The sequence below is a fragment of the Azospirillum griseum genome (genome assembly GCF_003966125.1).
In the GTDB taxonomy this organism is placed as follows: domain Bacteria; phylum Pseudomonadota; class Alphaproteobacteria; order Azospirillales; family Azospirillaceae; genus Azospirillum; species Azospirillum griseum.
In genome coordinates, this window is record NZ_RXMA01000007.1 from 212,191 (window position 1) to 237,326 (window position 25,136).

Annotated in this window: 23 protein-coding genes and 1 pseudogene; 12 read left to right on the forward strand and 12 right to left on the reverse strand. The window is 66.1% G+C overall.

The window, feature by feature from the left end:
* From EJ903_RS10220 to EJ903_RS10260, 9 genes are read right to left on the reverse strand one after another with little or no spacing between them, the layout of a single operon-like run.
* A complete protein-coding gene (locus EJ903_RS10220) occupies nt 1-261 on the reverse strand; it encodes an acyl carrier protein (protein WP_210211417.1) in 261 nt (86 codons plus the stop codon).
* Entirely contained in the window at nt 236-1,804 is a 1,569-nt protein-coding gene (locus EJ903_RS10225) for a class I adenylate-forming enzyme family protein (RefSeq protein WP_126614747.1), read from the reverse strand. Before EJ903_RS10225 ends, EJ903_RS10220 begins: the two co-directional genes overlap by 26 nt.
* Before the next feature lie 13 nt (nt 1,805-1,817).
* Nucleotides 1,818-2,072 (reverse strand): acyl carrier protein, encoded by a 255-nt coding sequence (locus tag EJ903_RS10230; protein WP_126614748.1) that lies wholly within the window; start codon nt 2,070-2,072, stop codon nt 1,818-1,820.
* Nucleotides 2,073-2,077: 5 nt separating this feature from the next.
* Nucleotides 2,078-3,217, reverse strand: a complete 1,140-nt coding sequence (locus EJ903_RS10235; RefSeq protein WP_158627913.1) for a beta-ketoacyl synthase N-terminal-like domain-containing protein — start codon at nt 3,215-3,217, stop codon at nt 2,078-2,080.
* Nucleotides 3,214-4,122, reverse strand: a complete 909-nt coding sequence (locus EJ903_RS10240; protein ID WP_126614750.1) for a beta-ketoacyl-[acyl-carrier-protein] synthase family protein — start codon at nt 4,120-4,122, stop codon at nt 3,214-3,216. Before EJ903_RS10240 ends, EJ903_RS10235 begins: the two co-directional genes overlap by 4 nt.
* A gap of 4 nt (nt 4,123-4,126) precedes the next feature.
* Nucleotides 4,127-5,602 carry a UbiD family decarboxylase gene (locus EJ903_RS10245; protein ID WP_126614751.1) on the reverse strand — a complete coding sequence of 492 codons (1,476 nt, stop codon included), beginning with the start codon at nt 5,600-5,602 and terminating at the stop codon, nt 4,127-4,129.
* Complete coding sequence (locus EJ903_RS10250; RefSeq protein WP_126614752.1) at nt 5,599-6,318, reverse strand: beta/alpha barrel domain-containing protein; 720 nt, start codon at nt 6,316-6,318, stop codon at nt 5,599-5,601. The genes EJ903_RS10245 and EJ903_RS10250 overlap by 4 nt, the downstream gene beginning before the upstream one ends.
* Nucleotides 6,299-7,060, reverse strand: coding sequence for a phosphoribosylanthranilate isomerase (locus EJ903_RS10255; protein WP_126614754.1), 762 nt, complete (start codon nt 7,058-7,060; stop codon nt 6,299-6,301). Before EJ903_RS10255 ends, EJ903_RS10250 begins: the two co-directional genes overlap by 20 nt.
* Nucleotides 7,050-9,350: an efflux RND transporter permease subunit gene (locus EJ903_RS10260; RefSeq protein ID WP_158627914.1), complete on the reverse strand. Its 2,301-nt coding sequence runs from the start codon at nt 9,348-9,350 to the stop codon at nt 7,050-7,052. Before EJ903_RS10260 ends, EJ903_RS10255 begins: the two co-directional genes overlap by 11 nt.
* On the opposite strand from EJ903_RS10260, the gene EJ903_RS26960 reads away from it, so the two are divergent.
* Entirely contained in the window at nt 9,345-9,560 is a 216-nt protein-coding gene (locus tag EJ903_RS26960) for a hypothetical protein (RefSeq protein ID WP_158627915.1), read from the forward strand. The genes EJ903_RS10260 and EJ903_RS26960 overlap by 6 nt on opposite strands.
* A gap of 111 nt (nt 9,561-9,671) precedes the next feature.
* Here EJ903_RS26960 and EJ903_RS10265 read toward each other — a convergent pair whose 3' ends face one another.
* Entirely contained in the window at nt 9,672-10,541 is an 870-nt protein-coding gene (locus EJ903_RS10265) for an outer membrane lipoprotein-sorting protein (RefSeq protein ID WP_126614758.1), read from the reverse strand.
* A 729-nt stretch (nt 10,542-11,270) separates the two neighbouring features.
* Between EJ903_RS10265 and EJ903_RS10270 the strand changes: the two genes are divergently transcribed.
* The 5 genes from EJ903_RS10270 (at nt 11,271) to EJ903_RS10290 (ending at nt 16,925) form a co-directional block, all read left to right on the forward strand.
* Nucleotides 11,271-12,770 carry a CoA-acylating methylmalonate-semialdehyde dehydrogenase gene (locus tag EJ903_RS10270; protein ID WP_126614760.1) on the forward strand — a complete coding sequence of 500 codons (1,500 nt, stop codon included), beginning with the start codon at nt 11,271-11,273 and terminating at the stop codon, nt 12,768-12,770.
* A gap of 83 nt (nt 12,771-12,853) precedes the next feature.
* Nucleotides 12,854-13,999: an acyl-CoA dehydrogenase family protein gene (locus EJ903_RS10275; protein WP_126614762.1), complete on the forward strand. Its 1,146-nt coding sequence runs from the start codon at nt 12,854-12,856 to the stop codon at nt 13,997-13,999.
* Nucleotides 14,000-14,056: 57 nt separating this feature from the next.
* Nucleotides 14,057-14,947 carry a 3-hydroxyisobutyrate dehydrogenase gene (gene mmsB, locus EJ903_RS10280; protein WP_126614764.1) on the forward strand — a complete coding sequence of 297 codons (891 nt, stop codon included), beginning with the start codon at nt 14,057-14,059 and terminating at the stop codon, nt 14,945-14,947.
* Nucleotides 14,948-15,052: 105 nt separating this feature from the next.
* Entirely contained in the window at nt 15,053-16,078 is a 1,026-nt protein-coding gene (locus EJ903_RS10285) for an AAA family ATPase (RefSeq protein ID WP_158627916.1), read from the forward strand.
* Nucleotides 16,068-16,925 carry a ParB/RepB/Spo0J family partition protein gene (locus tag EJ903_RS10290; RefSeq protein WP_126614768.1) on the forward strand — a complete coding sequence of 286 codons (858 nt, stop codon included), beginning with the start codon at nt 16,068-16,070 and terminating at the stop codon, nt 16,923-16,925. Before EJ903_RS10285 ends, EJ903_RS10290 begins: the two co-directional genes overlap by 11 nt.
* Nucleotides 16,926-17,031: 106 nt before the next feature.
* On the opposite strand, the gene EJ903_RS10295 is transcribed toward EJ903_RS10290, so the two are convergent.
* Nucleotides 17,032-17,958, reverse strand: a complete 927-nt coding sequence (locus EJ903_RS10295; RefSeq protein WP_126614770.1) for a LysR family transcriptional regulator — start codon at nt 17,956-17,958, stop codon at nt 17,032-17,034.
* 201 nt (nt 17,959-18,159) lie between these two features.
* Here EJ903_RS10295 and EJ903_RS10300 point away from each other — a divergent pair, with 201 nt between their 5' ends.
* From EJ903_RS10300 to EJ903_RS10325, 6 genes and pseudogenes are all read left to right on the forward strand, one after another.
* Nucleotides 18,160-18,621 carry a (2Fe-2S)-binding protein gene (locus tag EJ903_RS10300; RefSeq protein ID WP_126614772.1) on the forward strand — a complete coding sequence of 154 codons (462 nt, stop codon included), beginning with the start codon at nt 18,160-18,162 and terminating at the stop codon, nt 18,619-18,621.
* 3 nt (nt 18,622-18,624) lie between these two features.
* The gene (locus EJ903_RS10305) at nt 18,625-20,877 is read left to right on the forward strand and encodes a xanthine dehydrogenase family protein molybdopterin-binding subunit (RefSeq protein WP_126614774.1); all 2,253 of its coding nucleotides are present in this window, start codon (nt 18,625-18,627) and stop codon (nt 20,875-20,877) included.
* 79 nt (nt 20,878-20,956) lie between these two features.
* Nucleotides 20,957-21,067 (forward strand): annotated as a pseudogene (locus tag EJ903_RS10310) (IS5/IS1182 family transposase); the annotation flags it as partial.
* A 13-nt stretch (nt 21,068-21,080) separates the two neighbouring features.
* Nucleotides 21,081-21,272: a hypothetical protein gene (locus EJ903_RS10315; protein ID WP_126614776.1), complete on the forward strand. Its 192-nt coding sequence runs from the start codon at nt 21,081-21,083 to the stop codon at nt 21,270-21,272.
* Between the two features lie 353 nt (nt 21,273-21,625).
* On the forward strand, nt 21,626-22,501 hold the full coding sequence (locus EJ903_RS10320; protein WP_126614778.1) for an IclR family transcriptional regulator: 876 nt from the start codon (nt 21,626-21,628) through the stop codon (nt 22,499-22,501).
* Between the two features lie 170 nt (nt 22,502-22,671).
* On the forward strand, nt 22,672-24,294 hold the full coding sequence (locus EJ903_RS10325; RefSeq protein ID WP_126614781.1) for a methyl-accepting chemotaxis protein: 1,623 nt from the start codon (nt 22,672-22,674) through the stop codon (nt 24,292-24,294).
* A gap of 126 nt (nt 24,295-24,420) precedes the next feature.
* On the opposite strand, the gene EJ903_RS10330 is transcribed toward EJ903_RS10325, so the two are convergent.
* A partial coding sequence (locus EJ903_RS10330; protein WP_148105276.1) for an ABC transporter ATP-binding protein occupies nt 24,421-25,136 on the reverse strand: 716 nt, incomplete at its 5' end.

Sequence of the window (25,136 nt, forward strand, 5' to 3'; positions counted from 1 at the left end):
TCAGGCCGCCGTCAGCTGTTTTGCCCGGTTCAGATAGGCGTTGATCGCGCCGACGGAGCTGAAATTCTCGGGCACCATGTCCATCACATCGATGGACAGTTCGTGACGGCTTTCCAGCCAGGCGATGACCTTCAGCAGGCCCAGGCTGTCGATCACGCCGTTGGCGATCAGGTCGAAGTCGTCCTCGATCTGGCCCATCGACACGTCGGGCATGAACTCTTCGACCAGGAACTGCTTAATAGAAGCGCGGAACGCCATCATGGTCTCCTTTGAGGTGGCATTGCAGAAGTTGGCGACGATCCACCTTTCCGGTGGAGGTCTTGGGCAGAACCGTCTCGACGAATTCGATGCCGGACGGAATGGCGGTGCGCGGCAGGCAACCGGCGCAGTGTCGGCGCAATTCCAAACTGTCGACCCCCGCCTGGGGCCTGCGCCGGACGATGGCGTGCAGGCGGTGCCCCGCCATGTCGTCCGGCACGGCGATGACCGCCGCCTCCTGCACACCACCGTGCTCTTGGAGGACGCGCTCGACCTCCTGCATGTTGACCCGCACGCCACGGACCTTGACGTGGAAGTCCTTGCGCCCCTGGAGCGTGATGCTGCCGTCATCGTGGCGGCGCACAAGATCGCCGCTGTGGAAGTAGGTGATCTCCACGCCATCGCAGCGGCGACGCGAGAATTTGCCCTCGTTCGCCGCCGGGTCGAGATAGCTGGCGGTCTGGAACGGGGTGGACACCAGCAACTCGCCGACGCCAGCCCGCTCGATCACCGCGCCGTCTTCGCCGACGATCAGGGCACGCACGCCGGGCAGCGGCGCGCCGATGGGCAGGGGGCCGAGCGGCGGCCCGTTCGCCAGATCAACCTCGTGCAGGAAGCTGTCGTTGGTCTCGGTGCAGCCGTAAATGTTGCTGAACCGCGCCTTTGGAAACAGGCGCGGCAGAGCGGCCAGACTGGACGGCGGCATGCTGTCCCCGGTGAAGACGACGTGGCGGACGGCCTCGAAGGCACGACCGTCCAGGCGCGTCGCGTCGAGCAGCAACCGATACAGCATCGGCACGGCCTGGATCATGTGGATCGGGGTCGATTCCAGAAGCGTCAGCAGATGGACCGGGTTCGTCGCCTGGTCCTCCTCCACCAGCGCCACACAGCCGCCGCCCTTCAGCGTCGCCCAGATGTCGAGAAGACACAGGTCGAAGTTCAGCGGGGCATAGTTCAGCACCGTCCGACCGGGTTCGATTCCGAATTGCGCGCAACCCCAGTCGGTGAAGGCGTCCACCGCCGACGCCGGAAGCGGAACGACCTTTGGCAGGCCGGTCGAACCGGAGGTGGTCAGCATGAAGCCGCATTCGTCCGGCGGCGGTCCTTCGGGCAGCCCGCCGTCCAGACCGGTGCCCGGCTGGGTCGGCGACAGGGGCGGAGGCGCGCCATCCCACACGACCGTCGTCTCCAGCCCGGGAACACGCCCGGCCACGGAGGTGTCCGGGGCCAGGACGCGGGCGCAATCGGCGCGGTTGAACAGGGTGCGCAACGCGGTTTCGCCCAGCTCGACCGATGGCAGGACAAAGCTTTGCCGCACCATGAGGCAGCCGAGGATCAGCGCCACGGCCTGGGGCGTTTTCCGGGCGACGATGCCAACCGGACGCCGGTCGGGAAGGCCGAACGCGCGGAGCTGGTCGGCCGCCGCCGATGCCAGACGGTGCAACGCGCCGTAACTGGTCTGTTCTTGCCGGAACAGCAGGGCCGGCGCGTCCGGATGCTGCGCCATCCGGTGCAGGATGGCGTGCAGGAGAGGGGTGGATGCCATGGTGACAGCTCCCTCAGAGAACCGGCGATTTCAGGGCGTCCGCGACGCAGGCGACCACGTCGTTCCCGGTCGCCAGACGGTCGCCGAAGTCATCGGGCAGACCGACGCCGAAGGTCTTTTCCAGGATCAGCTTCAGCCTGAGAAAGGCGAGGGAGTCGACGCCCAGTTGATCGAGCGTGCCGGACAGATTGACGCCGGTTTCCGGCGCATCGGTGGTCCGGGCCAGCGCGGTGACGACGCCTGTGCGAATGTCCTGCAATGGGAGCATGGATATCACCCTTGTTCTGAAGCGTGACGGGAGAAGCGGGAAAAGATCAGGCTGGCGTTGTTGCCGCCGAACCCGAGTGAATTGGACATGACGTGCCGGAAGCCGCGCGCCTCCTCCATTCCGGCGGTGTGGGACGCCAGGATGCTGTCCGGTCCGGACAGCCAGGGCATCCCGGGTGCCCGTTGCCGATGCAGAACCGACAGAAGCACGGCCGCCTCGATGGCCCCGGCGCTGCCCAGCCAGTGGCCCGTGAAACCCTTTGTGGAGCCGACGCACACCGCGCGCAGATGCGGGCCGAACACCGCCTGCAGGGCTTTCAGCTCTTCGCGGTCGTTGGCGGGCGTGCCGGTCCCATGGCAGTTGACGTACTGGATGTCCGCCGGTGTGAGTCCGGCGGCGGCCAACGCCCTACGGCTGGCCGCGACCAGCCCGTCGTGACGCGGCGCTGTCGCGTGGTGGCCGTCGCTGCTCAACCCGCCGCCCGAAAAGACCGCATGGATGTCGGCCCCCCGCGCCAACGCATGGGACATCCGCTCCAGCACCAGGATGCAGGCCCCTTCGCCCATGGTGATGCCCCGGCGTTCGGTATGAAAAGGGCGGGTGCCCTCCGGGTCCATCGCGCGCAGGATGTTGAAACCGGCGAAATCGACGGCCCGGATGCGGTCAGCGCCACCGGCCAGCATCACATCGGCGTCGTCGTTTTCCAGAATCGACTTCGCCCAGAACAGGGCGGCGGCGCTGCTGGTGCAGGCCGATGTGACATGGACGAGCGGCCCGAACAGCCCCAGCCGGTCAAAGCAGTGGCGGCCCAGCGCGTTGACGCCGTCGTCCGCCCGTCGCGGCCCGGTCGCGTCGAAATCCATGCCGCTGATGCTGCCCAGCGCCAGCCCGATGCGGTGGCCCGTGGCCAGCCGGGCCGCGTCCAGGGCCGCAAGCGCGGTTTCCGTGGTCCCGTCGATGAGCGCCTCGATGTCCTGCACCGGCCAATGCAGATGCGCGCTCCCGGCCTTGGCACCGCCGACCGGAAAGCGGTCCACCGGCTTTGGTCGGCGGATGCCGCCGTCCAGCAGAGACCCCAAATCCTCCAGGGTGCGCCCGAACGGTGCGTTGATGGCGACGCCGGTGATGACGATGCGGTCCGTCACGCGCGCCCCTCCCTGTGCGGTTCGTCCCAACGGCAGCACACCGTCAGGACGTTTCCCCGACCGGGGGGCAGGACATGGATGCGCGTCTCCCCTGCGGTCCATTCCGTCCAGCCGCGCAGCCTGTCCACCAGTTGCGGCAACGGGTCCCGCGCGGCGTCCAACCGCTCCACGGCAAAGCCGGATCCCAGCCGCTGGGCGGTGTCGGCATCATCGGTGCTCGCCAGCAGATGCTGGTTGCCGCACCACGCCGTCTGACGGTCGAGGAAGACGGCAAGCGCGGCGGCGCGCCCGTCCTGCACCGGCAGATGCGGACCAAGCCGACAGGCGGTGATCACCGGACCGGCGGCGCGGTCTTGCGGTCGGTCGTTCTGCGGGCCGCCGTCCGGCCCCAGCAACAGGGCGCGCACCTGCCCTGCGACCCGTGTGGTTCCGGTTGGTGTGTTTTCGTCGTAGTCGAGCGCCAGCACATGGGTGGCGTCCCCGCGACGCAGCAGCCGGTCGGCGAAATAGAGCACCTCTGCCGAGCCGCCTTCGGACGTGAACAGGGCCGAGGCCGGACCGAGGCAGCGGAAGCGGCGGGCGATGGCGAAGAGCGGGTAGAATTGGTTGGCCTTCGAAAAGACCACCGGGTCGATGCCGTAGAGTCCCTCCTCCTGGTACCTGCGGGTCACGCAATCCAGCGTGTCCAGTTCCCCGAAGCGGGAGGTACCGACCACGCCGACCGTGGTTCCGTCCGCCGGTGCGGCCAGGCCCGATTGGGCGAAGAGCTGGTCGACCGCGTCGTGAAGGCCGCGCGACAGGGCGGTGTGGTCGCCGTGCTTGAGAAGATGCTCCGGTCGGTCGCAAACGAAATGCCGGTCCGTGGCCGCGAGGATGCGGATACCGGCCTCAACGCAATGGGTCATGCGCTCAATCCTCCCAACAGGACGAAGGGGGCGAGGGGAAACTGCGGGCGGTCTCCGTTTTCAATCGGAAGGGGGTGGTGGCGTCGATGACGCTGCGACCGGCCCGCCCGTCGCCAGCGCCGCGCGCGTCCAGCCACGCCGCACCTTGCGAAGGGTCCATGGGCAGATTCGCAAAATCCGCGAAGCTGGTGCAATCCGTGCGCAGGTTGGACCGCGTCACCACGGCCCACAGCAATTCCTCCTCGTTGGCGATGTCGATGTCGTCGTCGGTGAAGACGACCAGCTTCACGAAGGGGTGCCGCGCGAAGATGCGACGGGCCAACGGGGCGAGGCGGCCATCGTCGTCGGGGCTGGTCTTGGCGATCCGGACAGCCAGCAGGAGCATGCCGCCGCCCGCCGCCGCGAAATGCAGGTCGCGCACCAGGGTGGCCAGTTCGGGTTCATCGGCGGCCAGCGACAGACCGACGGACACGGCACCCGCAATGCCCAGGATGACCGACTGCTCCCGGCCCGGCCCGATCACCGCCTGATAACAGGCGTCGCGCCGCGACGTTACGGCACGGACGGTCAACACCGGCACGTCCGGCTTTGTCCGGCCATCATAGCCCAGGAATTCCGGCAGCGAGATGCCGGACACCGGGCCGCGCCCATCGACCGCCTCGTCCGCCACGGTTCCGTCGAAATGGCCCTCCAGCACGATTTCCGACGCGGCCAGCGCAACAGCGGGTTGGGTCAGGGCCGGGGCCAGCGCGATCGGTTGCCCGGCGAGCGCGCCCGCCGCCGTCAGCTTGCCCACCCCGGGAGGGAGGAAGGCCGTCCCCAGCGCCGACGCCACCACCGCAGCGGGCGGCGCACCGATGTTGACGGTGACGGGCAACCGGTCGCCACGCGCCGCTGCGGCGTCGAACAGCGCGCGCAGACGACGGCCCGGCACCATCCAGACCGTCAGCCGGTCGCGCCCGATCACCAGCATCCGGTGCACGGACAGCGCGTCCTCGCCCCCTTCAGGGTCGCGCGCATGGACCAGCCCCATGGTCACATAGGGACCGGCGTCGCGCGGGGTGGCCGTCAGGATCGGCAGACGGCCCAGATCGACAGGTCCTGGCCAGATCTCCTGCCGACAGGGCGGGAGAGCGGTCCACACGGGGGGCGGCCCCATGGCCAGCCACCCCTGCAGGCGGTCCGGGCGCACGCGCCGGGGCAGGCCGGGCAACCAGCCGCGCACCCGCGCCTCATCGCCGTACAGCCCCAACAGCACGGGGAGACTCGCCGCGTCGACACCGCTGTCGACGCCGCTGTAGATGGCCACATCCTCCGCGCCCCTTCGATCGGTTGCGGGAACGCCCGCATGGCGCTCCGCGAAGTGTCGGGCGACATCCGTCCGCGCCATGGCCTGGGTGTATTGGTGGCAGCGCGTCGGGGCGTGAGTCCGCAGGGCGGCCAGGGCGGCGCGCACCGAGCAGGCGGGATGATCCATCATGCCGCTTCTCCCGCCATCGCCCGGCGGTCGGCGGTCCGCTCCGCCAAGCGGGAGAACCAGCCCGCGATGTCGCCGGACAGCAGCAGCCCGGTGCCGATCAGCAAGCCCCGGTACCCCGCTCCGATCAGGCGCGCGGCGTCCTCCGTCGTGCCGATGCCGCTGGCGCTGACCGGGCAACGCGTGCCCGTCCGTTTCGCCAACGGCAGCAGGGACAGGCTGTGTCCGATGTCCCCGGCGTCCCGCTCGCGGCGGGCGATGTCCTTGTTGTTGACGGCGACCACGCAACCGGGGTCAAGGCGCAGCCCGTCCAGCTCCTTTTCCGATGACGCTTCGATGAACGGTGTCAGGCCATGGCGCTGCGCGGCGTCCGCCAAATGGCACAGCGCCGAACGCGGCAGCAGGCGGGCTGTCAGCAGAACGGCCGCCGCCCCCATCCCGGCCGCCTGCCGAATCTGGACCTCCCGCGTGATGAAGTCCTTTTTCAGCACGGGAATGCCCGCATGGCGGACCGCTTCCTCCAGCATGGCATTGCTGCCGCCAAACCATGACCCCGTCACCACCGAAAGGCAGGGCGCGCCGACCGCCCGGTAGGCCGCCGCGATCTCCGCCACGGAACGCCCGCGCAGCAGATCGGTGCCGTCGGAGGCGCGGGCCTTGATCTCCGCAACAACGGGGATCGGCGCGGCGAGCAGGGCATCAACGAACGCGCTGGCCATGATCCCCTCCCCTCTGTTCGATGGTCTTGGCTCCGGCGGTCGTTGGCCTGGCGGTCGTTGGCCCGCAAGACGTCCAGCGGCGGCTGATCGCGGCGATGCGGGCCGGGCACAGCCGACGGTCGGCGTCACGCGCGTTGCTGTCCACGTCGATGCCGAAAAAGCGTTCGTCCAGGATCGCCGCCTGATGAACCGCGTGGTTGTCGGCGGAGATGCCCCCCGCCAGAAAGAAGGGTCGGTTCACCTCCTGCACCAGCGACAGCGTGGTCGCCGCATCCAGCGGCTGGCCGGTGCTGCCGACCCGGCCATCGGCAGCGACCGTGTCCATCAGGAAACAATCAACCCCGGCTGTTTCGTAGGCCCGGATCACCGGGCGTTCGACGCAACGCTCGCCGCGCACATGCAAAACCTTGACGATGCGGGTTCCGGCCGGCAGCGCCCCGCGCAGCGCGTGGACCAGCGCCGGCGTCTGGAAGCCGTGCAGTTGCACCCACCGCACGCCCGATTCATCAACCGCCCGGCACAGGGGAGCCACGGTGTTGAGGAAGGTGACGAGCACCGGTTCCAGCCGACCCGCCGGTTCGCGCGCCGCGCGGGCCGCTGCGGCCAGACGGCTCAGTTCGGCCAGCGACAGATTCGCGTGCCCCCCGTCGATGCCATGCCACAGGCCGACGAAGTCGACCGGCAGCCCGCGCAGGATTTCGATGTCGCCGGTTTGTGTGAGTCCGCAAATCTTAAGTCGCATGGCGCACCTCCATCGTGGCGTCCGCGCCGTCGGGGCGGGGAGCGTCTCCGGCCTTCACCGGCGCATGGTTGAACGTGACCAGCAGCGCCGGTGAGATGAGCAGGTCGGCGAGCAGCGCCAGGAACGCCCCGAGCGTCATCAGCAGGCCGAAGGACTGAAGGTTGTTGAGGGAGGAGATGATGAAGACGCTGAAGCTGGACATCACGACGACCGTGGTCGTGAAGATCGGCACGCCCATATCCTCGATGGTCGCGCGGATCGCGGCCTCGACGTCGCACAGAGTTTCGAGATTCCGTTTGTACTGAAAGAAATAGTGGGTCGTGTCGTCCACGATCAGGCCGGTGATGATGCCGCCGATCAACACCGTGAAGGTGTCGAGCGGAATGCCCATCGCCCCCATGAAGCCCAGCAGCAGGAGGAACGGCACGATGTTCGGCAGCATGCTGAGCACACCAAGCCGCACCCGCCCCAGGCTGATGCACATCAGCACCATGATCTGGACAAGCGCCACGATGTAGCTGGAGGTCATGCTGTCCAGCACCGCCGTGGACGTCATGGCGAGCAAGGCGATCAGGCCGGTGGTGCGCACCTCCGCCATCGGGCCGAGCGCGTCCTCGAACATCGATTGAACGGTGTGGATGAAGGCGGTGAAGCGTTTGGCCTCAAGCCAGGGCGTCAGGAAGGACACCCGCCCGGCATCGTAGGACAAGGTGGTGTAGCGCAGCATGTCGTCGTTGCCCTGCCCTTCCAGCAGCAGCAGTTCGTCCCAAATTTCCCGTTGGGTGGGAATCCGATGCGCCGCCGGGTTGCCATCATGCAGCGCCTGGTTGGTTTCCTTGAGAAAGTCGATGATGCTGGTGTGGCGGCCGATGGGAATGTCGGTGGCGCCGTGGACACGGTTCGCCACCTCATCCACCCGGCGCAGCAGCTCTTCGTTGCGGAAATCGCGACCGCCCTGCGGCTTGATCACCACCTCGAGGTTGACGGTCCCGTTGAAGGTTTGGTCGATGTGGGCGGTGCTCTGCCGGATGGCGTTGTCCTCGGGCAGCCAGAGCAGGGAATTGTGGGAGTATTCCAGGGTCCGGATGCCGAGCAGCGAGGCCACGCCCACCATGGCCGCCACCGCCAGAACGCGTTTCGGTCGACGCACGGCGAACAGGGACATGGCGGTCATCACCGCGATGATGGTCGGATAATCCTCGTACCGCCGCTCAAAGAAACGGGTCGGCAGCGTGCGGAACACCAGGATGGTGCAGAGCATCCCCATGGCGTAGGCGACCATCGTTCCCACCGCGCCGAAAAGACCCAGAACGGTGATCGGCGCCAGGGTGGAGGTGATGAAGCCGATGAGACCGGCGGCCGTGGTCAGGGCGGAGAACAGGATGGGCGCGTGGCCTTGCGTCATCGCCACCGCCACAGCGGCCGCCTTGTCACCCGTCTCGCGATGGGCGCGGAACAGGCCGCTGATGAAATGGATGAAGGTGCACAGGCTGCTGACGAGCAGAAGCGGGATCAGAAGCTGCGTCGGCGGCGTCACCGGTTCGCCCAGCGCGGCCATCAGCCCGAAGGTGATGATGATGCTGGACAGGAAGGCGAACAACGCCGCCAGCGACACCAGAAGGCTGCGGTAGATCACCATGATGACCACGACGGCCACGGCAAAGCACAGAAGCGTGAAGCGCGGCATGTCCTTGGACATCAGCCGGACGATCTCGGTGCTGACGATGGGCGCACCGGAGACGTGGATGTCGAAGCCCGCCGGGTCGTGGTGACGGGCTGCGATCTCGCCGATCTTTCTGGACATCTCGGCGTAATGTTGGGGGCCGAGGAGCTGGCGCTTGACACCGTCCGGCTCACCGCCGCCGCAGGAGAACCCGTCTTCCGGCCGGGCGACGCAGTCGTCGGCGTGCGGCGCGTACCGGAAAGGCTCCACCACGATCGACGCGGTCTTGCCGTCCCTGGAAATGATGAAATTCCGGTACAGCGGTGTTGCCATGATGCGGTCGCGCATCTCGCGAGGGTCCTGGTCCCGCACAATCATGTTGTGGACCAGTTCCTCCAGATAAATGCCGCCATCCTCGTACTGGATGAACGGAATGTTGTAGAGGCTGAAGATTTCCGCGATGTAGGGAACTTCACGCTCGACATCGCGGTGCAGTTGCGTGAATTTTTGCAGGAAAGGCTTGGAAAACAGATCCGGCGACCCGACGGTCACGACGATTCGGTTGTCCTGACCGAAGGAACGGCGCATGTCGTAGTAGGCGACCAGCGCCGGATCGGTGTTGTGCATGAAGGCTTCGATCCGACCGTCGGACCTCAACTGTGGCAGGGCTGCCAAGCCGACGCCGGTGAGCATCAGGGCCGCGAGCGCACTTTTGGCCGGATGGAGAAGGATGGTCCGCGCGGCCGCCTGGAAATAACGATCCGCCGTTCGGACGAACTGGCCGATGATCCGCAACATACCGTTCCCCGCAGGAAAAAGGGATTGACGCGCGCGTGACCGCGAGCGTGTGCCCGCGCCGGAACGATCCGGACAGGCGTGTGTATCGGGAGGTCAGTGGGGGCGGAGGGCGTCGGGGGCGTGTGAGCCGACACGCCCCTCACGCGCGGATCAGTTGGTGAGCGCGTTGGAGCGCCACTCGGACCAGCCGCTGGTCGTGCCGCCGAGGTCCTTGATGTCGAACCATTCGCTCGGCAGGTTGATGTTGAACCGCTCGCCCTCGACTTCGAAGACAGAGGTCGAGATCACGCGGCCTTCCTTGCGGGTGAAGACCTTGAAGTAGGCCGGCACATACACGCCATCAACCCAACGCATCTTGTCGGTGGTGAAGACGCGCTGTTCGCTGGGGGCGTCGGCGTTGAAGGTGCTCCAGACCGGCAGAAAGGTGGATTTCTCCACCCAAACCTCACCATCGCGCAAGCCGAGGCGGATGACTTCGCTCTCTTTCAGCGGGTTCACCCAGACCTTCCAAACAGGCAGACCCTTGTAGGTTTCCTCGCCCAGATATTTGCACTCATAGTCCTTGGCGCGGCGGATCAGCATCTCGCCGATGGAGAGATCGGACCCGTAGAGACGACCGCTGAGATCCTCCGACTTCACTTCATGCGTCTTCTGCTGCGACGGAAGCCATGTCCAGACCTTGTCGGATTCTTTATCGCCAAAGTAATCATACGCCATGGCCTCAAAATCTTTCAGCTCGGCAGGCTCAAGGACTTTGCTGCGCAATCGGCGATGGACGCCGGTGTTCTGATGCGCGGCCAGGATGCGGCGCATCTTCTTGCCGCCGTTGCTGTCCGTAATCTCCATGTTCATGATGCGCCAGCTGTCATAGCCGTTGTAGCGCTTTTCAATTCCAACGATCACATCACGGCAGTTGGTTGCGCCAGATTCGGCGCGCGACTCGCCAATGCCTGACAGCATCGACAGAACGCCAAGAGAGAAAACAACCAGATTTTTGATACAAAAAAGCTTTTCCATCATCTCACCCCTCGGAAAATCATAGTGTTTTGCCAAAATATTAAAGTTATTGGCAATAACACTATAAATCTGAACATCTCAGATATTATTCGTGACATAGAGTAATATTATAGTCAATATCGCATTAATGATGTTACATGATAAGAAATTTGTGTATGTTACTTAATATTTTTAATATTCGATTTTCTTCGTGAACATGTTGCCATATCCGCAAAGACATCATACTTGAGTGATATGGATGGAATCCTTAGGTCCTGTTGACAAAGGGTGCCATCCAGATTTTGGCATAGGCCCGTGATCGGTGATCGGAAGGTGATGTGGCGTTGGTGCGGAACGCCGTTCCTGTCTGGTCGTGGCGCGGATTCGGATTTTCCCCCGGCCCTTGTCCGCCCCGCCCTGTGGGGGTAGGACGGAGGATCGTTTGGCCATCAGGAGCGCCTCCCATGCACCCGCTCGCGCAACCGTCACGACAGCGTCCTGCGGGGATGGTTCCGGTCCCCTCCATGAAACAGTGGAACACAGCCCCAAAACCTGTTTCACAATGTTTCAAACGTTCCATTCATCCCGTCCAACCACCGGCACACCCCACCGGTGACGGCCAGTTGTTCAGTCTCTAAATTGTTTGATGGCGCTGGTGCATTCTTGCACAACCGATGCGCAAAGTTTCCTGTCGATACCCGTGGGCGCTCTGGCGCACATCAACAGCAACATCATCCGGGAGGAAAACCACCAATGACGACCGAACTCCATCACCTGATCGGCGGCAAGGCCGTCGCGGGCACCTCGGGCCGCTTCGCCGACGTCTTTTCGCCGATGACCGGCGAGGTGCGGGCCAAGGTTCCGCTCGCCAGCGTGGAGGAAATGCGCGCCGCCGTGGAAAACGCCAAGGTGGCGCAGCGCGGTTGGGCCGCCCAGAACCCGCAGAAGCGCGCCCGCGTGCTGATGCGCTTCCTTGATCTGGTCCAGCGCGAGTATGACTCGTTGGCCCTGCTGCTGTCGTTGGAGCATGGCAAGACCATCGTCGACGCCAAGGGCGACATCCAGCGCGGTCTTGAGGTGGTCGAGTTCGCCTGCGGCATCCCGCATCTGCTGAAGGGCGAGTTCACCGACGGGGCCGGTCCCGGCATCGACATCTATTCGATGCGCCAGCCGCTGGGCGTCGTCGCGGGCATCACGCCCTTCAATTTCCCGGCGATGATCCCGATGTGGAAATTCGCCCCGGCCATCGCCTGCGGCAACGCCTTCATCCTCAAGCCGTCGGAGCGCACCCCGTCGGTGCCGATGCGTCTGGCCGAACTGATGCTGGAAGCCGGTCTGCCCGCTGGCGTGCTGAACGTCGTGCACGGCGACAAGGTGGCGGTGGACGCCATCCTGGACGACCGCGACATCAAGGCGGTGGGCTTCGTCGGCTCCACCCCGATCGCCGAATACATCTACACCCGTGGCACCGCCGCCGGGAAGCGCGTGCAATGCTTCGGCGGGGCGAAGAACCACGCGCTGGTCATGCCCGACGCCGACCTCGACCAGGCGACCGACGCGCTGATCGGCGCCGGGTTCGGCGCGGCGGGCGAACGCTGCATGGCGATCTCGGTGGTGGTCCCGGTTGGCCGCAAGACCGCCGACGCCCTGATGGAACGCCTGATCCCCCGCGTGGAAGCGCTGAAGATCGGCCCGTCCACCGACGGCTCCGCCGATTTCGGCCCGCTGGTCACGCGCGAGCATCTGGCCAAGGTGAAGTCCTACGTCGATCTCGGCGTGCAGGAAGGCGCGACGCTGGCCGTCGATGGCCGCGACTTCAAGATGCAGGGCTACGAGAACGGCTATTACATGGGCGGCTGCCTGTTCGACCATGTGAAGCCGGAGATGCGCATCTACAAGGAAGAGATCTTCGGCCCGGTGCTGTCGGTCGCCCGCGCGGATTCGTACGAGGAGGCGCTGAGCCTGCCGAACGAGCATGAGTATGGCAACGGCGTGGCCATCTTCACCCGCGACGGCGACGCCGCCCGCGACTTCGCCGCCCGTGTGGACGTCGGCATGGTCGGCATCAACGTGCCGATCCCGGTTCCGCTCGCCTACTACACCTTTGGCGGTTGGAAGCGGTCGGGCTTTGGCGATCTGAACCAGCACGGCCCGGATTCGGTGCGCTTCTACACCAAGACCAAGACCGTGACCTCGCGCTGGCCCTCGGGCATCAAGGAAGGGGCCAGCTTCGCCATCCCGACGATGGATTGATCGGGTCGAGCGAACGTCTGCGATGATGGAACGGGCGGTCGGCTCATCCCCGACCGCCCGGACCGACGAGGTGAGGTGCACCGATGTCCTTTGAACTGTCCGACGATCAATGCGCCATCCGCGACATGGCGCTGTCCTTCGCCCGTGACGAGCTGGCCCCGCACGCCATCGCATGGGACCAGACGAAGCATTTCCCCATCGACACCCTGCGCGCGGCGGGCGAGCTGGGGATGGGCGGCATCTATGTGGCGGAGGAGCATGGCGGTTCGGCCCTGACCCGCCGCGACGCCGTGGTGATTTTCGAGGCGCTGAGCCAGGGCTGCCCGACCATCGCCTCCTACATCTCCATTCACAACATGGTCGCGGGCATGATCGACGCCTTCGGCGCGCCGGAGCAGAAGGCCCATTGGCTGCCCCGCCTGTCGCGCATGGAATGGCTCGCCAGCTATTGCCTGACGGAGGCCAACGCCGGATCCGACGCGGCGGCCCTGCGCACCCGCGCCGTGCGCGACGGCGACGAGTATGTGCTGAACGGGGCCAAGCAGTTCATTTCCGGGGCGGGCAGCTCCGACCTGTATCTGGTGATGGCGCGCACCGGCGAGGACGGCCCCGGCGGCATCAGCGCCTTCCTGATCCCCAAGGACACGCCCGGCCTGTCCTTTGGCGCGAACGAGCACAAGATGGGCTGGAACGCCCAGCCGACCCGCGCGGTGATCCTGGAGGATGTCCGCGTTCCCGCCTCCGCCCGCTTGGGCGCGGAGGGCATGGGCTTCAAATTCGCCATGAAGGGGTTGGACGGCGGCCGCATCAACATCGCCGCCTGCTCCATCGGCGGGGCGCAGGCCGCGTTGGACGCCGCGCTGAAATACATGGGCGAGCGCAAGGCGTTCGGTCAGACCATCGACCGCTTCCAGGCCCTGCAATTCCGCATCGCCGACATGGCGACGGAGCTGGAGGCCGCCCGCACCTTCGTCCACCGCGCCGCCACGGCGCTGGACGCGAAAAGCCCGGACGCCACCCGGCTGTGCGCGATGGCCAAGCGCTTTGGCACCGACACCGGGTTCGAGGTGGCCAACAACGCCCTGCAACTGTTCGGCGGTTACGGCTATCTGTCGGACTATGGCGTGGAAAAGATCGTGCGCGACCTGCGGGTGCACCAGATCCTGGAGGGCACCAACGAGATCATGCGCCTGATCGTCGCGCGCAGCGAAATCGCCCGGATGGCCTGAGCCACGGCGCACCCCACCAAACGACACCAAACAAAAGCACACACGGGAGAAACGACCATGGCGGTCATCGGGTTCATCGGGTTGGGCAACATGGGCGGGCCGATGGCGGCCAATCTGGTCAAGGCCGGGCACAGCGTCCAGGGCTTCGACCTGTCGGCGGCGGCGATCGACGCGGCGACGGCGGCGGGTGTGACCATCGCCGACTCCCCCGCCGCCGTGGCGCGCGGGGCGGAGATCGTCATCACCATGCTGCCCAGCGGCAAGCATGTGCTGGGCGTCTATGACGGGGCCGACGGCATCGTCGCGGCGGTGTCGCCCGGCACCCTGCTGATCGACAGCTCCACCATCGATGTGGAGTCCGCCCGCAAGGCCCACGCGCTGGCGACCGCGCGCGGGGCGGTGGCGGTGGACGCGCCGGTGTCGGGCGGCGTCGGCGGCGCGGCGGCCGGAACCCTGACCTTCATGGTTGGCGGCGAGACGGCGGCGTTCGAGCGCGCCCGTCCGGTGCTGGAGGCGATGGGCAAGAAGATCGTCCATTGCGGCGGGGCCGGGGCCGGTCAGGCCGCCAAGATCTGCAACAACATGATCCTCGGCATCTCGATGATCGGCGTGTGCGAGGCCTTCGTGCTGGCCGAAAAGCTGGGGCTGTCGCACCAGTCGCTGTTCGACGTGGCGTCCACCGCGTCGGGTCAATGCTGGTCGCTGACCAGCTATTGCCCGGTCCCCGGCCCGGTCCCGACCAGCCCGGCCAACCGCGACTATCAACCGGGCTTCGCCGCCGCGCTGATGCTGAAAGACCTGAAGCTGGCGCAGGAAGCCTCGCAAAGTGCCGGCGCGCCGACCCCGCTCGGGGCCGCCGCGACCCAGCTTTACGCCATGATGACAGCGGCGGGCGAAGGCGGAACCGACTTCTCCGGCATCATCCGTCTGCTGCGCGGCGAGGGGTAAATCCAACCGGTACCGTCAACGGTGCCAATCTTGACTCTTGATGGTGTTGACCGCCTTGTATCAAGGGAATAGCATTCGCCCCATCTGATGGTGGGGGAAAACAGGATGAACGGGAGCGAGATGCGGGCCATCCGCGAAGCGCGGGGCTTGACTCAACCCGACTTCGCGGGGTGGCTGAACGACACGTTGGGCCGCCGTTACGATGGGGCGAAGATCAGCCGGTGGGAGACGGAGCGGGAGAAGATCCCCCGCGAAATCGAAGGCACCCTGCTGATCGCGTCCCTGGGCGGACGGACGCTGCGCGGTGGCGGGCGGCCGCTGGTGATGTCCACCACCCTGACCAAGGGCGGCTCGTCCAAAACCGAATCCGCCGTCAACATCGCCTACATCCTCGCCCGGGCGGGCTATCGCACGCTGTTGGTGGACGCCGACAGCCAGGCCAACGCGTCGGTCCATGTCGGGTTGGACAAGGAGCGGCTGGTCGCGCTGACCAAGGCCCGCCGCACGCTGGCCGACGTCATCCTGGATCGGATGGAGGCGGCCGAGGCCATCGTGCCGGTGGAGCAGGCTCCCAACCTGGATCTGCTGCCGTCCAGCATCGCGCTGGCCCGCGCTGAAAGCGAGCTGAACGGCCAACCCTTTGGCCGTCTGGCCCGCCTGTCCGACGTGATCCGCAGCGTTGGCGACCGTTATGATTTCGTCATCGTCGATTGCGCCCCGGCGATTGGCACGGTGACGCTGAACGCGCTGGTTGCCGCCGATTTCGTGCTGATGCCCTGCCAGACCGAAAGCTTTGCCGTGATGGCGGTGGAGGATCTGGTGCAGGAAACCATCGGCGCGCTGACCAAGCGGGAAAATCCGCGCCTGAAGGTGCTGGGCATCCTGCCCACGCTGTACAACGCGCGGCAGACGCAGGACCGTGCCTCGCTGGAGGAGATCAACAGCCTGTGGGGGCCGCGCTTCAAGGTGTATGAGCCGGTGCCGCGCAGCGCGATTTACGCCCAGGCGTCCGCCGCGCAGACGATCACCCTGGCCGCCGATCCCGGCGTGCCGGGGGTTGAAAGCTACGTCGCCATCGCGCGCGACCTGATCGACGCCGCCGAACGGATGGAGGGAACCGATGCCGCCTAAACTGGTGCGCAAACCAACCCGCGTGGGGGCCTATGACCAGGGCGGCATTGGCGTGGTGGATGGTCTGGCCGGGGTGTCCGGCAACTTCCCCCGCCTGATCGAGGTCGATGTCGAGGCCATCCGCGACAACCCGGACCAACCGCGCACGGTGTTCGAACCGGACGCGCTGCAAGCGCTGGCCGATTCCATCGCGTCGCACGGCTTGCAGCAACCGATCCTGGTGGCCGAGCTGCCCGAACGCGGGGCCTACCGGCTGGTCGCCGGGGAGCGGCGCTTGCTCGCCCATCGCATGCTGGGCCGTCCGACAATCTTCGCCATCATCACGGCGGGCAAGCCCGAAGAGATCGCGATCATCGAAAATGTCCTGCGGGAGGATCTCGACGCCGTCGATTTCGCCCGTGGGTTGGAACGTTTGATCGACATCCACGGCTACACCCACGACGCGCTCGGCGCGTTGATCGGCAAGGACGCCACCGTCGTCACCAAATCGTTGGCGGTGCTGCGCCTGCCCGCCGACATTCTGGTCGATTATCAAGCCAACCGCGCCCGGCGGGTCAGCGCCACCGTGCTGCGCGAAATCGCCGAGGTGGGCGAGGAGGCCGCGCAGCGGCGGCTGTGGCGCAAGGCGGCGGACGGGTTGACCGTCCAGCAGCTCCGCGTCGCCAAAAAGGCCGAAGCCGCCAGCGACGCGGTCGATGCCATGGCCCTGCGCGCCGCCAAAAGCCTCAAGCTGATCGCGCGCGAGGTTGAGGCGTTGAAGGCGGCCCGTGCGGGCCTGACCGACGCGCACCGCGACCGCTTGGCCGAACTGCACGCCGACCTTGGCCGCTTGCTGACGGACGGGTGATCGCATCCTGTGACGTCACAGGTCGCCTTCTGGTTGTTTTATCCAACAACTCATGCGCGATTGCGGTGAGGGCACGGGGTGGGTGTCATTCCCCCGCCCTGCCCCCTCACCGCAATCCCTGCGCTTCCTTTTGCACCCGCTGGCGCAACCAACCGTGGGAGGGGGAGCCGGTGTTGCGCCGGTGCCAGGCCATCGACACGTCGTAATCCTCCGACGGGAAGGGCAAGGGGCTGATCGCCAGCCCGACCGCCTTGGCGCAGAACTCCGCCGTCCGCGTCGGCAGCGTGGTGATCATCGCCGTGTGCTTCAGCATCATCGGGATGGCCAGGAATTGGGTGGTGGAGGCCGCGACCCGCCGTTGCGTGCCCAACGCGCTCAGATCATCGTCGATGAAACTGCTGAGGCCACCGCGCAGCGACGGCATCAGGTGCGGGTAACGGGTGTAATCCTCCAGGCTGATCGGTGCGGTCAGGGGAACAAGGTCCGGGTTGAACAGGCAGACGTGGTTGTCGGTGTAGAGATACTCGCGGTCGTGCCAGCGCCGCACCTCCGGCAGATAGCCGATGACCAGATCGATGGTTCCGTCGTCCAACCCGTTCAACATCGCGTCGGGATCCAGGCTGCGCAGGGAGATGGACACCCGCCCCGCCTCCACGCTCTGGTCGCTGAGGTCGCGCAGCAGGCCGGTCAACAGCACCGCCTGCACCGCGTCGGACGTGCAGATGGAAAAGCTGCGGTCTTCCAGCAGCGGATCAAAGCTCTCCTCCACCGACAACGCCCGCGCCGCGCCCAGCAGCAATTCGCGCAGGGGTTCGGCCAAGCGCTGCGCGCGCGGGGTCGGTTCCATCCGCCCGCCGGTGCGCACGAACAGCGGATCGCCGACCAGCGTCCGCAACCGGCCCAGCGCGTGGCTGACCGCCGACTGGCTGACGCCCAGCGCGTCGGCGGCGCGCGACACGCTGCGTGACTCCAGCAGGGCGTCGAACACCTTGATCAAATTCAGGTCGAGGGTGGGGCTATGAATGCGCTTCATGTCGATATGAACCAGCTCCGGATTGTTCATGGTGCACGGACACGCATATTGTGTCCACCGACCCCTGCATCGGACCTTCGCAGCGACCCGGCACACCCGCCGCGCGCGCCTGTTTGTGTTCGCTGGCGTGGGGCCGTTGCCAAGCCCGAAGGGGCGGGCGGACCCAACGCGGACGCCATCAAACAGAGAGGCTTTGAGAGCATGATTCGCATCACCGTCAACGGGCAGGAACGCCAGGTCGATGTTCCCGAGGATATGCCCCTGCTGTGGGTCCTGCGCGACGAACTGAACATGACCGGCACGAAGTTCGGCTGCGGCATCGCCCAATGCGGGGCCTGCACCGTCCATGTCGATGGCGCGCCGACGCGCGCCTGCCAGACGCCGGTCGGGTCGCTGGCCGCCGGGGCCAAGGTGACGACGATCGAAGGGGCTTCCGGCAAGGTGGCCGAGGCCGTCCGCGCGGCGTGGCAGAAGCTGGACGTCGTCCAGTGCGGCTATTGCCAGTCGGGCCAGATCATGAGCGCCATCGCGCTGGTGTCCGCCAACACCAACCCGACCGACGCCGACATCGACGCCGCGATGGACGGCAACGTCTGCCGCTGCGCCACCTATGTCCGCATTCGCGCGGCGATCAAAGACGCCGCCCAGAGCGTGAGGGCCTGATCCATGCTGCATCATCTTCTTCGTCAGGCCGCCCTGCCCGTCGCCACCGACAGCGCGCCCACGGGCGTGACCGGCGCTCTGCGCGAACTGGCCCCGTCGCGCCGCAATTTCCTGAAGACCGTCGCCGCCACCGGCGCGCTGGTCGTGGGTGCCCGCCTGCCCTCCCCGGCCCTGGCCGCCGGTGGCGCGCCCGCCGGGATCGTCGGCCCCGCCGACCCGCGCCCGCATCTCTTCGTCATCATCGCGCCGGACAACACGGTCACGGTGCTGGCCAAGCATCTCGACAAAGGGCAGGGCATCGTCACCGGGCTGGCCACCATCGTCGCCGAGGAGTTGGACGCCGATTGGGCGCAGATGCGCGGGGCCTTCGCGCCCGCCGACAGCAAGCTCTACGGCAACCATTTCTTTGGCATCCAGGGGACCGGCGGCTCCACCGCCATCGCCAACAGCTGGGATGAACTGCGCATGGCCGGTGCCGCCGCCCGCGCCATGCTGGTCGCCACCGCCGCCGCGCGCTGGTCCGTGCCGGTGGGGGAGGTGAGGGTGGCCAAGGGGGTGGTCTCGCACGCCGCCAGCAAGCGCAGCGCCACCTTTGGTGAGCTGGCGCAGGACGCCGCCAAGCTGCCGATTCCGCAGAATGTCGCGCTGAAGGCGGCCAAGGATTACACGCTGATCGGCAAGCCCGGACTGCACCGGCTGGACCATGCCAGCAAGACCGACGGCAGCGCCGTGTTCGCCATGGACATCCGTCGGCCAGGGCAGGTGACGGCGGTGCTGGCCCGCTCGCCGCGCTTCGGCGGCACGGTCAAGAGCGTGGACGACAAGGCCGCCCGCGCCGTGCCGGGCGTGATCGACGTGCTGACCCTGCCGGTCGGCGTGGCGGTCATCGCCAAGAACACCTGGACGGCGATCAAGGGCCGCGAGGCTCTGGCGATCACCTGGGACGACAGCAAGGCGGAAACGCGCGGCACCGATCAGATGCTGGCCGATTACCGCAAGCTGGCCGAACAGCCGGGGGCTGTCGCCGCCAACACCGGCGATGTGGCCAAGGCCTTCGCATCGGCGACCAAGGTGGTGGACAGCGAGTTCGTCTTCCCCTACCTCGCGCACGCGCCGATGGAGCCGCTGAACGCCACGGTGGCGCTCAACCCCGATGGCGGCTGCACCATCTGGGCCGGATCGCAGTTCCAGGGCGTCGAACAGATGGTCGTCGCCCATGTGCTGGGCTGCAAGCCCGAACAGGTGAAGATCGAAACCCAATGGGCGGGCGGCAGCTTTGGCCGCCGCGCCACCACCAACGCCGACTACATCGCCGAGGCGGCGATCATCGCCAAGGCTTATGGCAAGGCCCCGGTGCATCTGGTGTGGACGCGCGAGGACGACATCCAGGGCGGTCGCTACCGCCCGCTGTTCCTGCACAAGATCAAGGCGGCGGTGGACGCCAACGGTGTCATCTCGGCGTGGCAGCAGCGCATCGTCGGTCAGAGCTTCATGGCCGGAACGCCGTTTGAAAAGATGATGGTCAAGAACGGGGTGGACGTCACGTCGGTCGAGGGGGCCTCCGACATGGCCTATCCGGTCGCGAATCTGGCGGTCGATCTGCACAGCCCGGCCTCACCGGTGACGACCCTGTGGTGGCGGTCGGTCGGCCACACCCACACGGCCTACGCCAAGGAGGTGATGATCGACCAGCTCGCCAAGGCGGCGGGCAAGGACCCGGTCGCCTTCCGGCTGGCGATGCTGAAGGATCATCCGCGCCTGGCCAACGTCCTGAAGCTGGCGGCGGACAAGGCCGGTTGGGGCCAACCGCTGGCCAAGGGCAAGGGGCGCGGCGTGGCGGTGCATGAAAGCTTCAACACCTACGTCGCCCACGTCGCCGAGGTGACGGTCAACGACAAGGGCCACGTCACGGTGGACCGCGTCGTCGTTGCCGTCGATTGCGGGCAGGTGGTGAATCCCGACGTTGTCACCGCCCAGATGGAAGGGGCCACCGGCTGGGGCATCGGCCACGCCCTGCGCGGCGAAATCACCCTGACCGGCGGCGTGGTCGATCAGACCAACTTCGACGGCTTCCTGCCGCTGCGGATGTCGGACATGCCCAAGGTGGAGGTCCATCTTGTGGACTCCCACGAACGCCCGACCGGGGTAGGGGAACCGGGGGTGCCAACCTCCGCCCCCGCTGTCGCCAACGCGGTGTTTGCGGTGACGGGCAAGCCGGTGCAGACCCTGCCCTTCAGCCGGGGCGGCATGGTGTGACGTTCAACACGGTTTGACGCAGAACGGGCGCTCATCCTCCTCGGATGAGCGCCTTTTCATGACATTGGTGCAAAGAGGGTGGGCCTCTGACGCGGCGCTGCGTCGACAGGGCGACCTGACAATCTGGGGGGTGCCCGAGGCAATCGCCGCCTGGACACCGCCGACCATGGCGCGGCGCGGTCAGCCCGCTGCGTGACTGGATCATGCGCCCGGTCGTCACCGTTCTGGCCGACGGCGCTTTTGATGGCGAGCCAACACACCGGACCATCGCGGACCATGCGCCGAACGCCGGTTCCCGGACACTGCCCACACAGAAGGCCGAGGCCCGGGCCGCCTGTGCCGTCATCAACCGGATGACCGGTCTCGGCATGTCCATCCCCCGGGAAATCGCCTGACGTCACCCAGGATCGGGCAAGCGTCACCTGAAAATCGAATTGCGCGCCGACGTCACTCGGGTGCCGATTTGAACGCTCAATTTTTTCGTCTTAAAGATGATTCGTCACGAATGCGTCACTGGCAAGCCACTTGCGCCTTGCGCCGCATTTCGAAAGGCGGCATCATAAATGAAAAGGTGGTTCATAGAGCAAACCGACTACGCCCATGATCGATGGTCGATCCCGAAAACGGATCGGCTACGGAAGAAGCCGCACCTGAGGCAAGTGCAATCGCTCCGCTTGGGTGATGCCACGTGTGCCGTCTTGCCCTGTTCCCGCTCGACCACACTCACAGAAGGACCCGGACACTCTTCATGACGGTCAAGGCCTCCTCTCAGCTGCCCTCATCACCCGCAGAACCCGCTGTGATGGGCACAAAATACACGGTCGATGCGGTGGACAAGGCGATGGCGGTGTTGATGACCGTTGCCCGCGAACCCGATTTGGGGTTGTCGGAAATTGCAAGACGCAGTGGAGAGTTGAAAGCCAGAACCTTTCGGTTGCTGCGCACGTTGGAGGCGCGGGGAATGGTGGTGTGCCGGGAGTCGGATCGGACTTATCGGCTTGGCTACAACGCCTTAGCCTTGGGTGGGCTGGCGCGTCGGCAGGTGGAGTTGTTTCAACGCGCCCGCCCGGTGCTGATCCGCCTGGGGCGGGAGGTTGTCGAAACCATCCAGCTTCGTGTGCGTGACGGCGACCACACCATGTGCATCGCAAGCTGGGAGCCGTCGCGCGAAAACAAGGTCAGCGCACAGATCGGATGCCATCGCCCGATCCACGCGGGTTCCGGCAAGCTGTTTCTTGCGCACTGCGATGCCGAGTTTCAGGACCGGCTGCTGTCAGAGCCGTTGCGGCGCCTGACGGAACGGACAACCGTCGATCCGAATGACCTCAGACGTCAATTGCGGACGATCATCGATCAAGGCTATGCGGTGACATATGGAGAGGTCGAGGTCGGCTATGTCTCTGTGTGCGCACCGGTTTTTGGGGCGGACGGACAGATGGCGGCGGCGATCAATCTGGCCGCACCGGACAGCCGAATGCAGGCGGAAGATTTGAACCGTGCCATACCGCTGGTGAAGGCGGCGGCCCGGACCCTGTCCATCTTGCTGGGTTGGACGAAAATGGCGGGAAAACGCAGCCATTCCCAGCCTGTGGTGTCGCCATCGACCAACGGCTTGCCCCGCTGAACCCGGTTCCGGGGCATCGGCGTCGGTCTGGTCGGCAAAAGCATCATGAAATCTTGGGCAAGCCTATCGTGGCGCGGCGCGCGCGTGCCGGTGAGCCTTTTCGTCAACACGGTCGGACACACAACGCGCCCTGGTGGCGTGGTCCGACGGCATGGAATGGGAGGCAAGGGATGCGCGGTCTGACATTGAAAGCAAAGCTGCTGTGCGCGTTCGGACTCATCGGCTTGACCGTCGGGTTGTCGTTTGGCGCGGTCATCCACACGTCGCTCGCCAAGGACGAGGTGCTGCGAAGCACGGCCGCGCTGATGGAGGAAAAGACCAAGCTGTTGGTGTTGGATGGGCGGATCAAGGAGCAGGAGCGCGCGTTGAGCCTCTACCTGATCAATTTCACCGAGCAGCTGATCGCCGACATCACGCCGGAGAGTCTGGCGGAGGTGGCGCAGGGCCTTGTGACCCTGCCATCGCTGGCCGAGGAGGAGCGGTTGCGGATGGACGTGACCACAATGTTCGGGGCATGGGTGGCGGAAATCGAGAAAATCCGCAATTTTGCCAGCAGCCAGACGGCGTTGGCGGAGATCGGCGGGCGGCTTCATCCGGTTCTGGACCGGATCGCTCGGACCATCGACAATCGATTGCAGGATGAGCAGGACCGGGCGCGCCGCCACTCGCTGACCGCGTCGCTTTCGGTCGCGGTGGCCGTTCTGCTGCTGTTGGTGGTGATGGTGGGGGTGCTGGTGGCCGTCGATCGCCAGGTGATCCGGGCGATCAAGCGGACAACTCAGTGCATGGTGTCCTTGGCCAACAATGATCTGTCCACCCCTATCCCTGACAGCCGGGGCCGTGACGAGATAGCCGACATGATCGCAGCCCTTGGTGTGTTCCGCGACCGTCTGGTCGAGCGTGAGCGGCTTCGGGACAGCATGATCTCGCAGGAGCAGGAGCGCGCCCGCAAGCTGCGGATGGAGGCGCTGATCGCCGAGTTCGAGGCCAGCGTCGCCGATGCGTTGGGCCATGTCGGAGACACGCTGGACAGCATGCGAACGGTGTCCTCCACCCTCGGGGAGGTGGCCAGCGACGCCAGCGGTCAGGCGGGCACCGCCGCCACCGCCTCGCAACAGGCAACCCAGAACGTCACCATCGTGTCGCACGCCGCCGAGGAGTTGGCCTCCGCCGTCGAGGACAGCGCGCAACGGGTGTCGCTTCTCAGCCAGATGGCCGGGCGGGCCACTGGCATCACCCAGGAAACCAGCGGACGGGTGCTGTCTCTGGCGGATGCCTCGCAACGGATTGGTGAGGTTGTCAATTTGATCCGTGGCATCGCCGGCAAGACCAACCTGCTCGCGCTCAACGCCACCATCGAGGCGGCGCGGGCCGGGGAGGCGGGCAGGGGGTTCACCGTGGTCGCCAGCGAAGTGAAGAGCCTGGCCACCCAAACCGCCCGAGCCACGGAAGACATACGCGCCATCGTTGAAGCAATTCAGGGATCAACCGGTCAGGTCGTTGATTCGATCCAGTCGGTGGCCGGTCTGATCGTCGATATGAACGATGCCGCTGCCGCGATTGCTGTGACCATCACACAGCAGGAAGCGACCACCCGCGCGATCAGCCGCAACATGGCCGAAGCCGCCTCCGGCAACCATCTGGTCGAGGTCAGCATGTCGTCGGTCAATCAGGCCGCTTTGCGCACGGCGGCGGCGGCGGCGGAAACCGACCATGTGGTGCGTGAGGTGGCGGTGCGGGCCGATCAATTGAGGGGGGCGATCGACCGTTTTCTGATGGCGGTCAAAGCGTGATGGTTCGGTGATGTTCTCTGGCGGTTTGTTGCGGCGATGGTGCCGGGGGGGGGCAAACGCCGCAACGGGCGCAGGTTCAGAATCTGGGTCTGGTCGAACCGGAACGGTCCTGATCGCCACCGCGTTTCAATCCGCCGTGACGGAGCGGATTTCGTCGGCGCTGAAGCGCTGCTGCTCCTCCATCACCATCAGCGACAAATCGCGCTTCAGGCGGTTGAACTCCGCCGACGCGCCGTCGCGCGGGCGCGGCATGTCCACCCGGACATCCTGCTTGATGGTTCCGGGCCGGTAGGTCATCACGATGATCCGGTCGGCCAGATAGATGCTTTCCTCGATGGAATGGGTGACGAACAGGATGGTCTTGCCAACCTCCTGCCAAATCCGCAGCAACTCGTCCTGAAGGGTGCGGCGGGTCAGGGCGTCGAGCGCGCCGAATGGCTCGTCCATCAGCAGGATCGGGCTGTCGAGCGCCAGAACGCGGGCGATGGCGACGCGCTGGCGCATTCCGCCCGACAGATCCTTGGGGTAGCGGTGGCGGAAATCCTGCAAATGCAGCTTTTCCAGCAGGGCCTCGACGCGGGCGGCGATCTCCGCCTTGCCCATGCTTTTGATCTGCAGGCCGAAGGCGACGTTTTCCGCCACCGTCATCCAGGGGAACAGGGCGTATTCCTGGAACACCATGCCGCGATCCGGTCCCGGTCCCGTCACCGTCTTGCCATCCGCCGTGACCGTTCCGCGCGTCGGCGGCTGGAACCCGGCGACCGCGTTCAGCAGGGTGGATTTGCCGCAACCCGACGGGCCGAGCAGACAGACGAACTCGCCCTTCTGCACGTCCAGATCGA

What these genes read in the sequence shown, in the direction of transcription:
- EJ903_RS10255 (WP_126614754.1), bottom strand. Translation starts at nt 7,060, where the DNA reads ATGCGACTTAAGATTTGCGGACTCACACAAACCGGCGACATCGAAATC.
- EJ903_RS10260 (WP_158627914.1), bottom strand. Translation starts at nt 9,350, where the DNA reads ATGCACAACACCGATCCGGCGCTGGTCGCCTACTACGACATGCGCCGT.
- EJ903_RS10220 (WP_210211417.1), bottom strand. Translation starts at nt 261, where the DNA reads ATGATGGCGTTCCGCGCTTCTATTAAGCAGTTCCTGGTCGAAGAGTTC.
- EJ903_RS10250 (WP_126614752.1), bottom strand. Translation starts at nt 6,318, where the DNA reads ATGGCCAGCGCGTTCGTTGATGCCCTGCTCGCCGCGCCGATCCCCGTT.
- EJ903_RS10265 (WP_126614758.1), bottom strand. Translation starts at nt 10,541, where the DNA reads ATGATGGAAAAGCTTTTTTGTATCAAAAATCTGGTTGTTTTCTCTCTT.
- EJ903_RS10315 (WP_126614776.1), top strand. Translation starts at nt 21,081, where the DNA reads ATGCGCCCGGTCGTCACCGTTCTGGCCGACGGCGCTTTTGATGGCGAG.
- mmsB (WP_126614764.1), top strand. Translation starts at nt 14,057, where the DNA reads ATGGCGGTCATCGGGTTCATCGGGTTGGGCAACATGGGCGGGCCGATG.
- EJ903_RS10325 (WP_126614781.1), top strand. Translation starts at nt 22,672, where the DNA reads ATGCGCGGTCTGACATTGAAAGCAAAGCTGCTGTGCGCGTTCGGACTC.
- EJ903_RS10300 (WP_126614772.1), top strand. Translation starts at nt 18,160, where the DNA reads ATGATTCGCATCACCGTCAACGGGCAGGAACGCCAGGTCGATGTTCCC.
- EJ903_RS10285 (WP_158627916.1), top strand. Translation starts at nt 15,053, where the DNA reads ATGAACGGGAGCGAGATGCGGGCCATCCGCGAAGCGCGGGGCTTGACT.
- EJ903_RS10225 (WP_126614747.1), bottom strand. Translation starts at nt 1,804, where the DNA reads ATGGCATCCACCCCTCTCCTGCACGCCATCCTGCACCGGATGGCGCAG.
- EJ903_RS10305 (WP_126614774.1), top strand. Translation starts at nt 18,625, where the DNA reads ATGCTGCATCATCTTCTTCGTCAGGCCGCCCTGCCCGTCGCCACCGAC.
- EJ903_RS10275 (WP_126614762.1), top strand. Translation starts at nt 12,854, where the DNA reads ATGTCCTTTGAACTGTCCGACGATCAATGCGCCATCCGCGACATGGCG.
- EJ903_RS10320 (WP_126614778.1), top strand. Translation starts at nt 21,626, where the DNA reads ATGACGGTCAAGGCCTCCTCTCAGCTGCCCTCATCACCCGCAGAACCC.
- EJ903_RS10230 (WP_126614748.1), bottom strand. Translation starts at nt 2,072, where the DNA reads ATGCTCCCATTGCAGGACATTCGCACAGGCGTCGTCACCGCGCTGGCC.
- EJ903_RS10290 (WP_126614768.1), top strand. Translation starts at nt 16,068, where the DNA reads ATGCCGCCTAAACTGGTGCGCAAACCAACCCGCGTGGGGGCCTATGAC.
- EJ903_RS10295 (WP_126614770.1), bottom strand. Translation starts at nt 17,958, where the DNA reads ATGAAGCGCATTCATAGCCCCACCCTCGACCTGAATTTGATCAAGGTG.
- EJ903_RS10270 (WP_126614760.1), top strand. Translation starts at nt 11,271, where the DNA reads ATGACGACCGAACTCCATCACCTGATCGGCGGCAAGGCCGTCGCGGGC.
- EJ903_RS10240 (WP_126614750.1), bottom strand. Translation starts at nt 4,122, where the DNA reads ATGACCCATTGCGTTGAGGCCGGTATCCGCATCCTCGCGGCCACGGAC.
- EJ903_RS10245 (WP_126614751.1), bottom strand. Translation starts at nt 5,602, where the DNA reads ATGATGGATCATCCCGCCTGCTCGGTGCGCGCCGCCCTGGCCGCCCTG.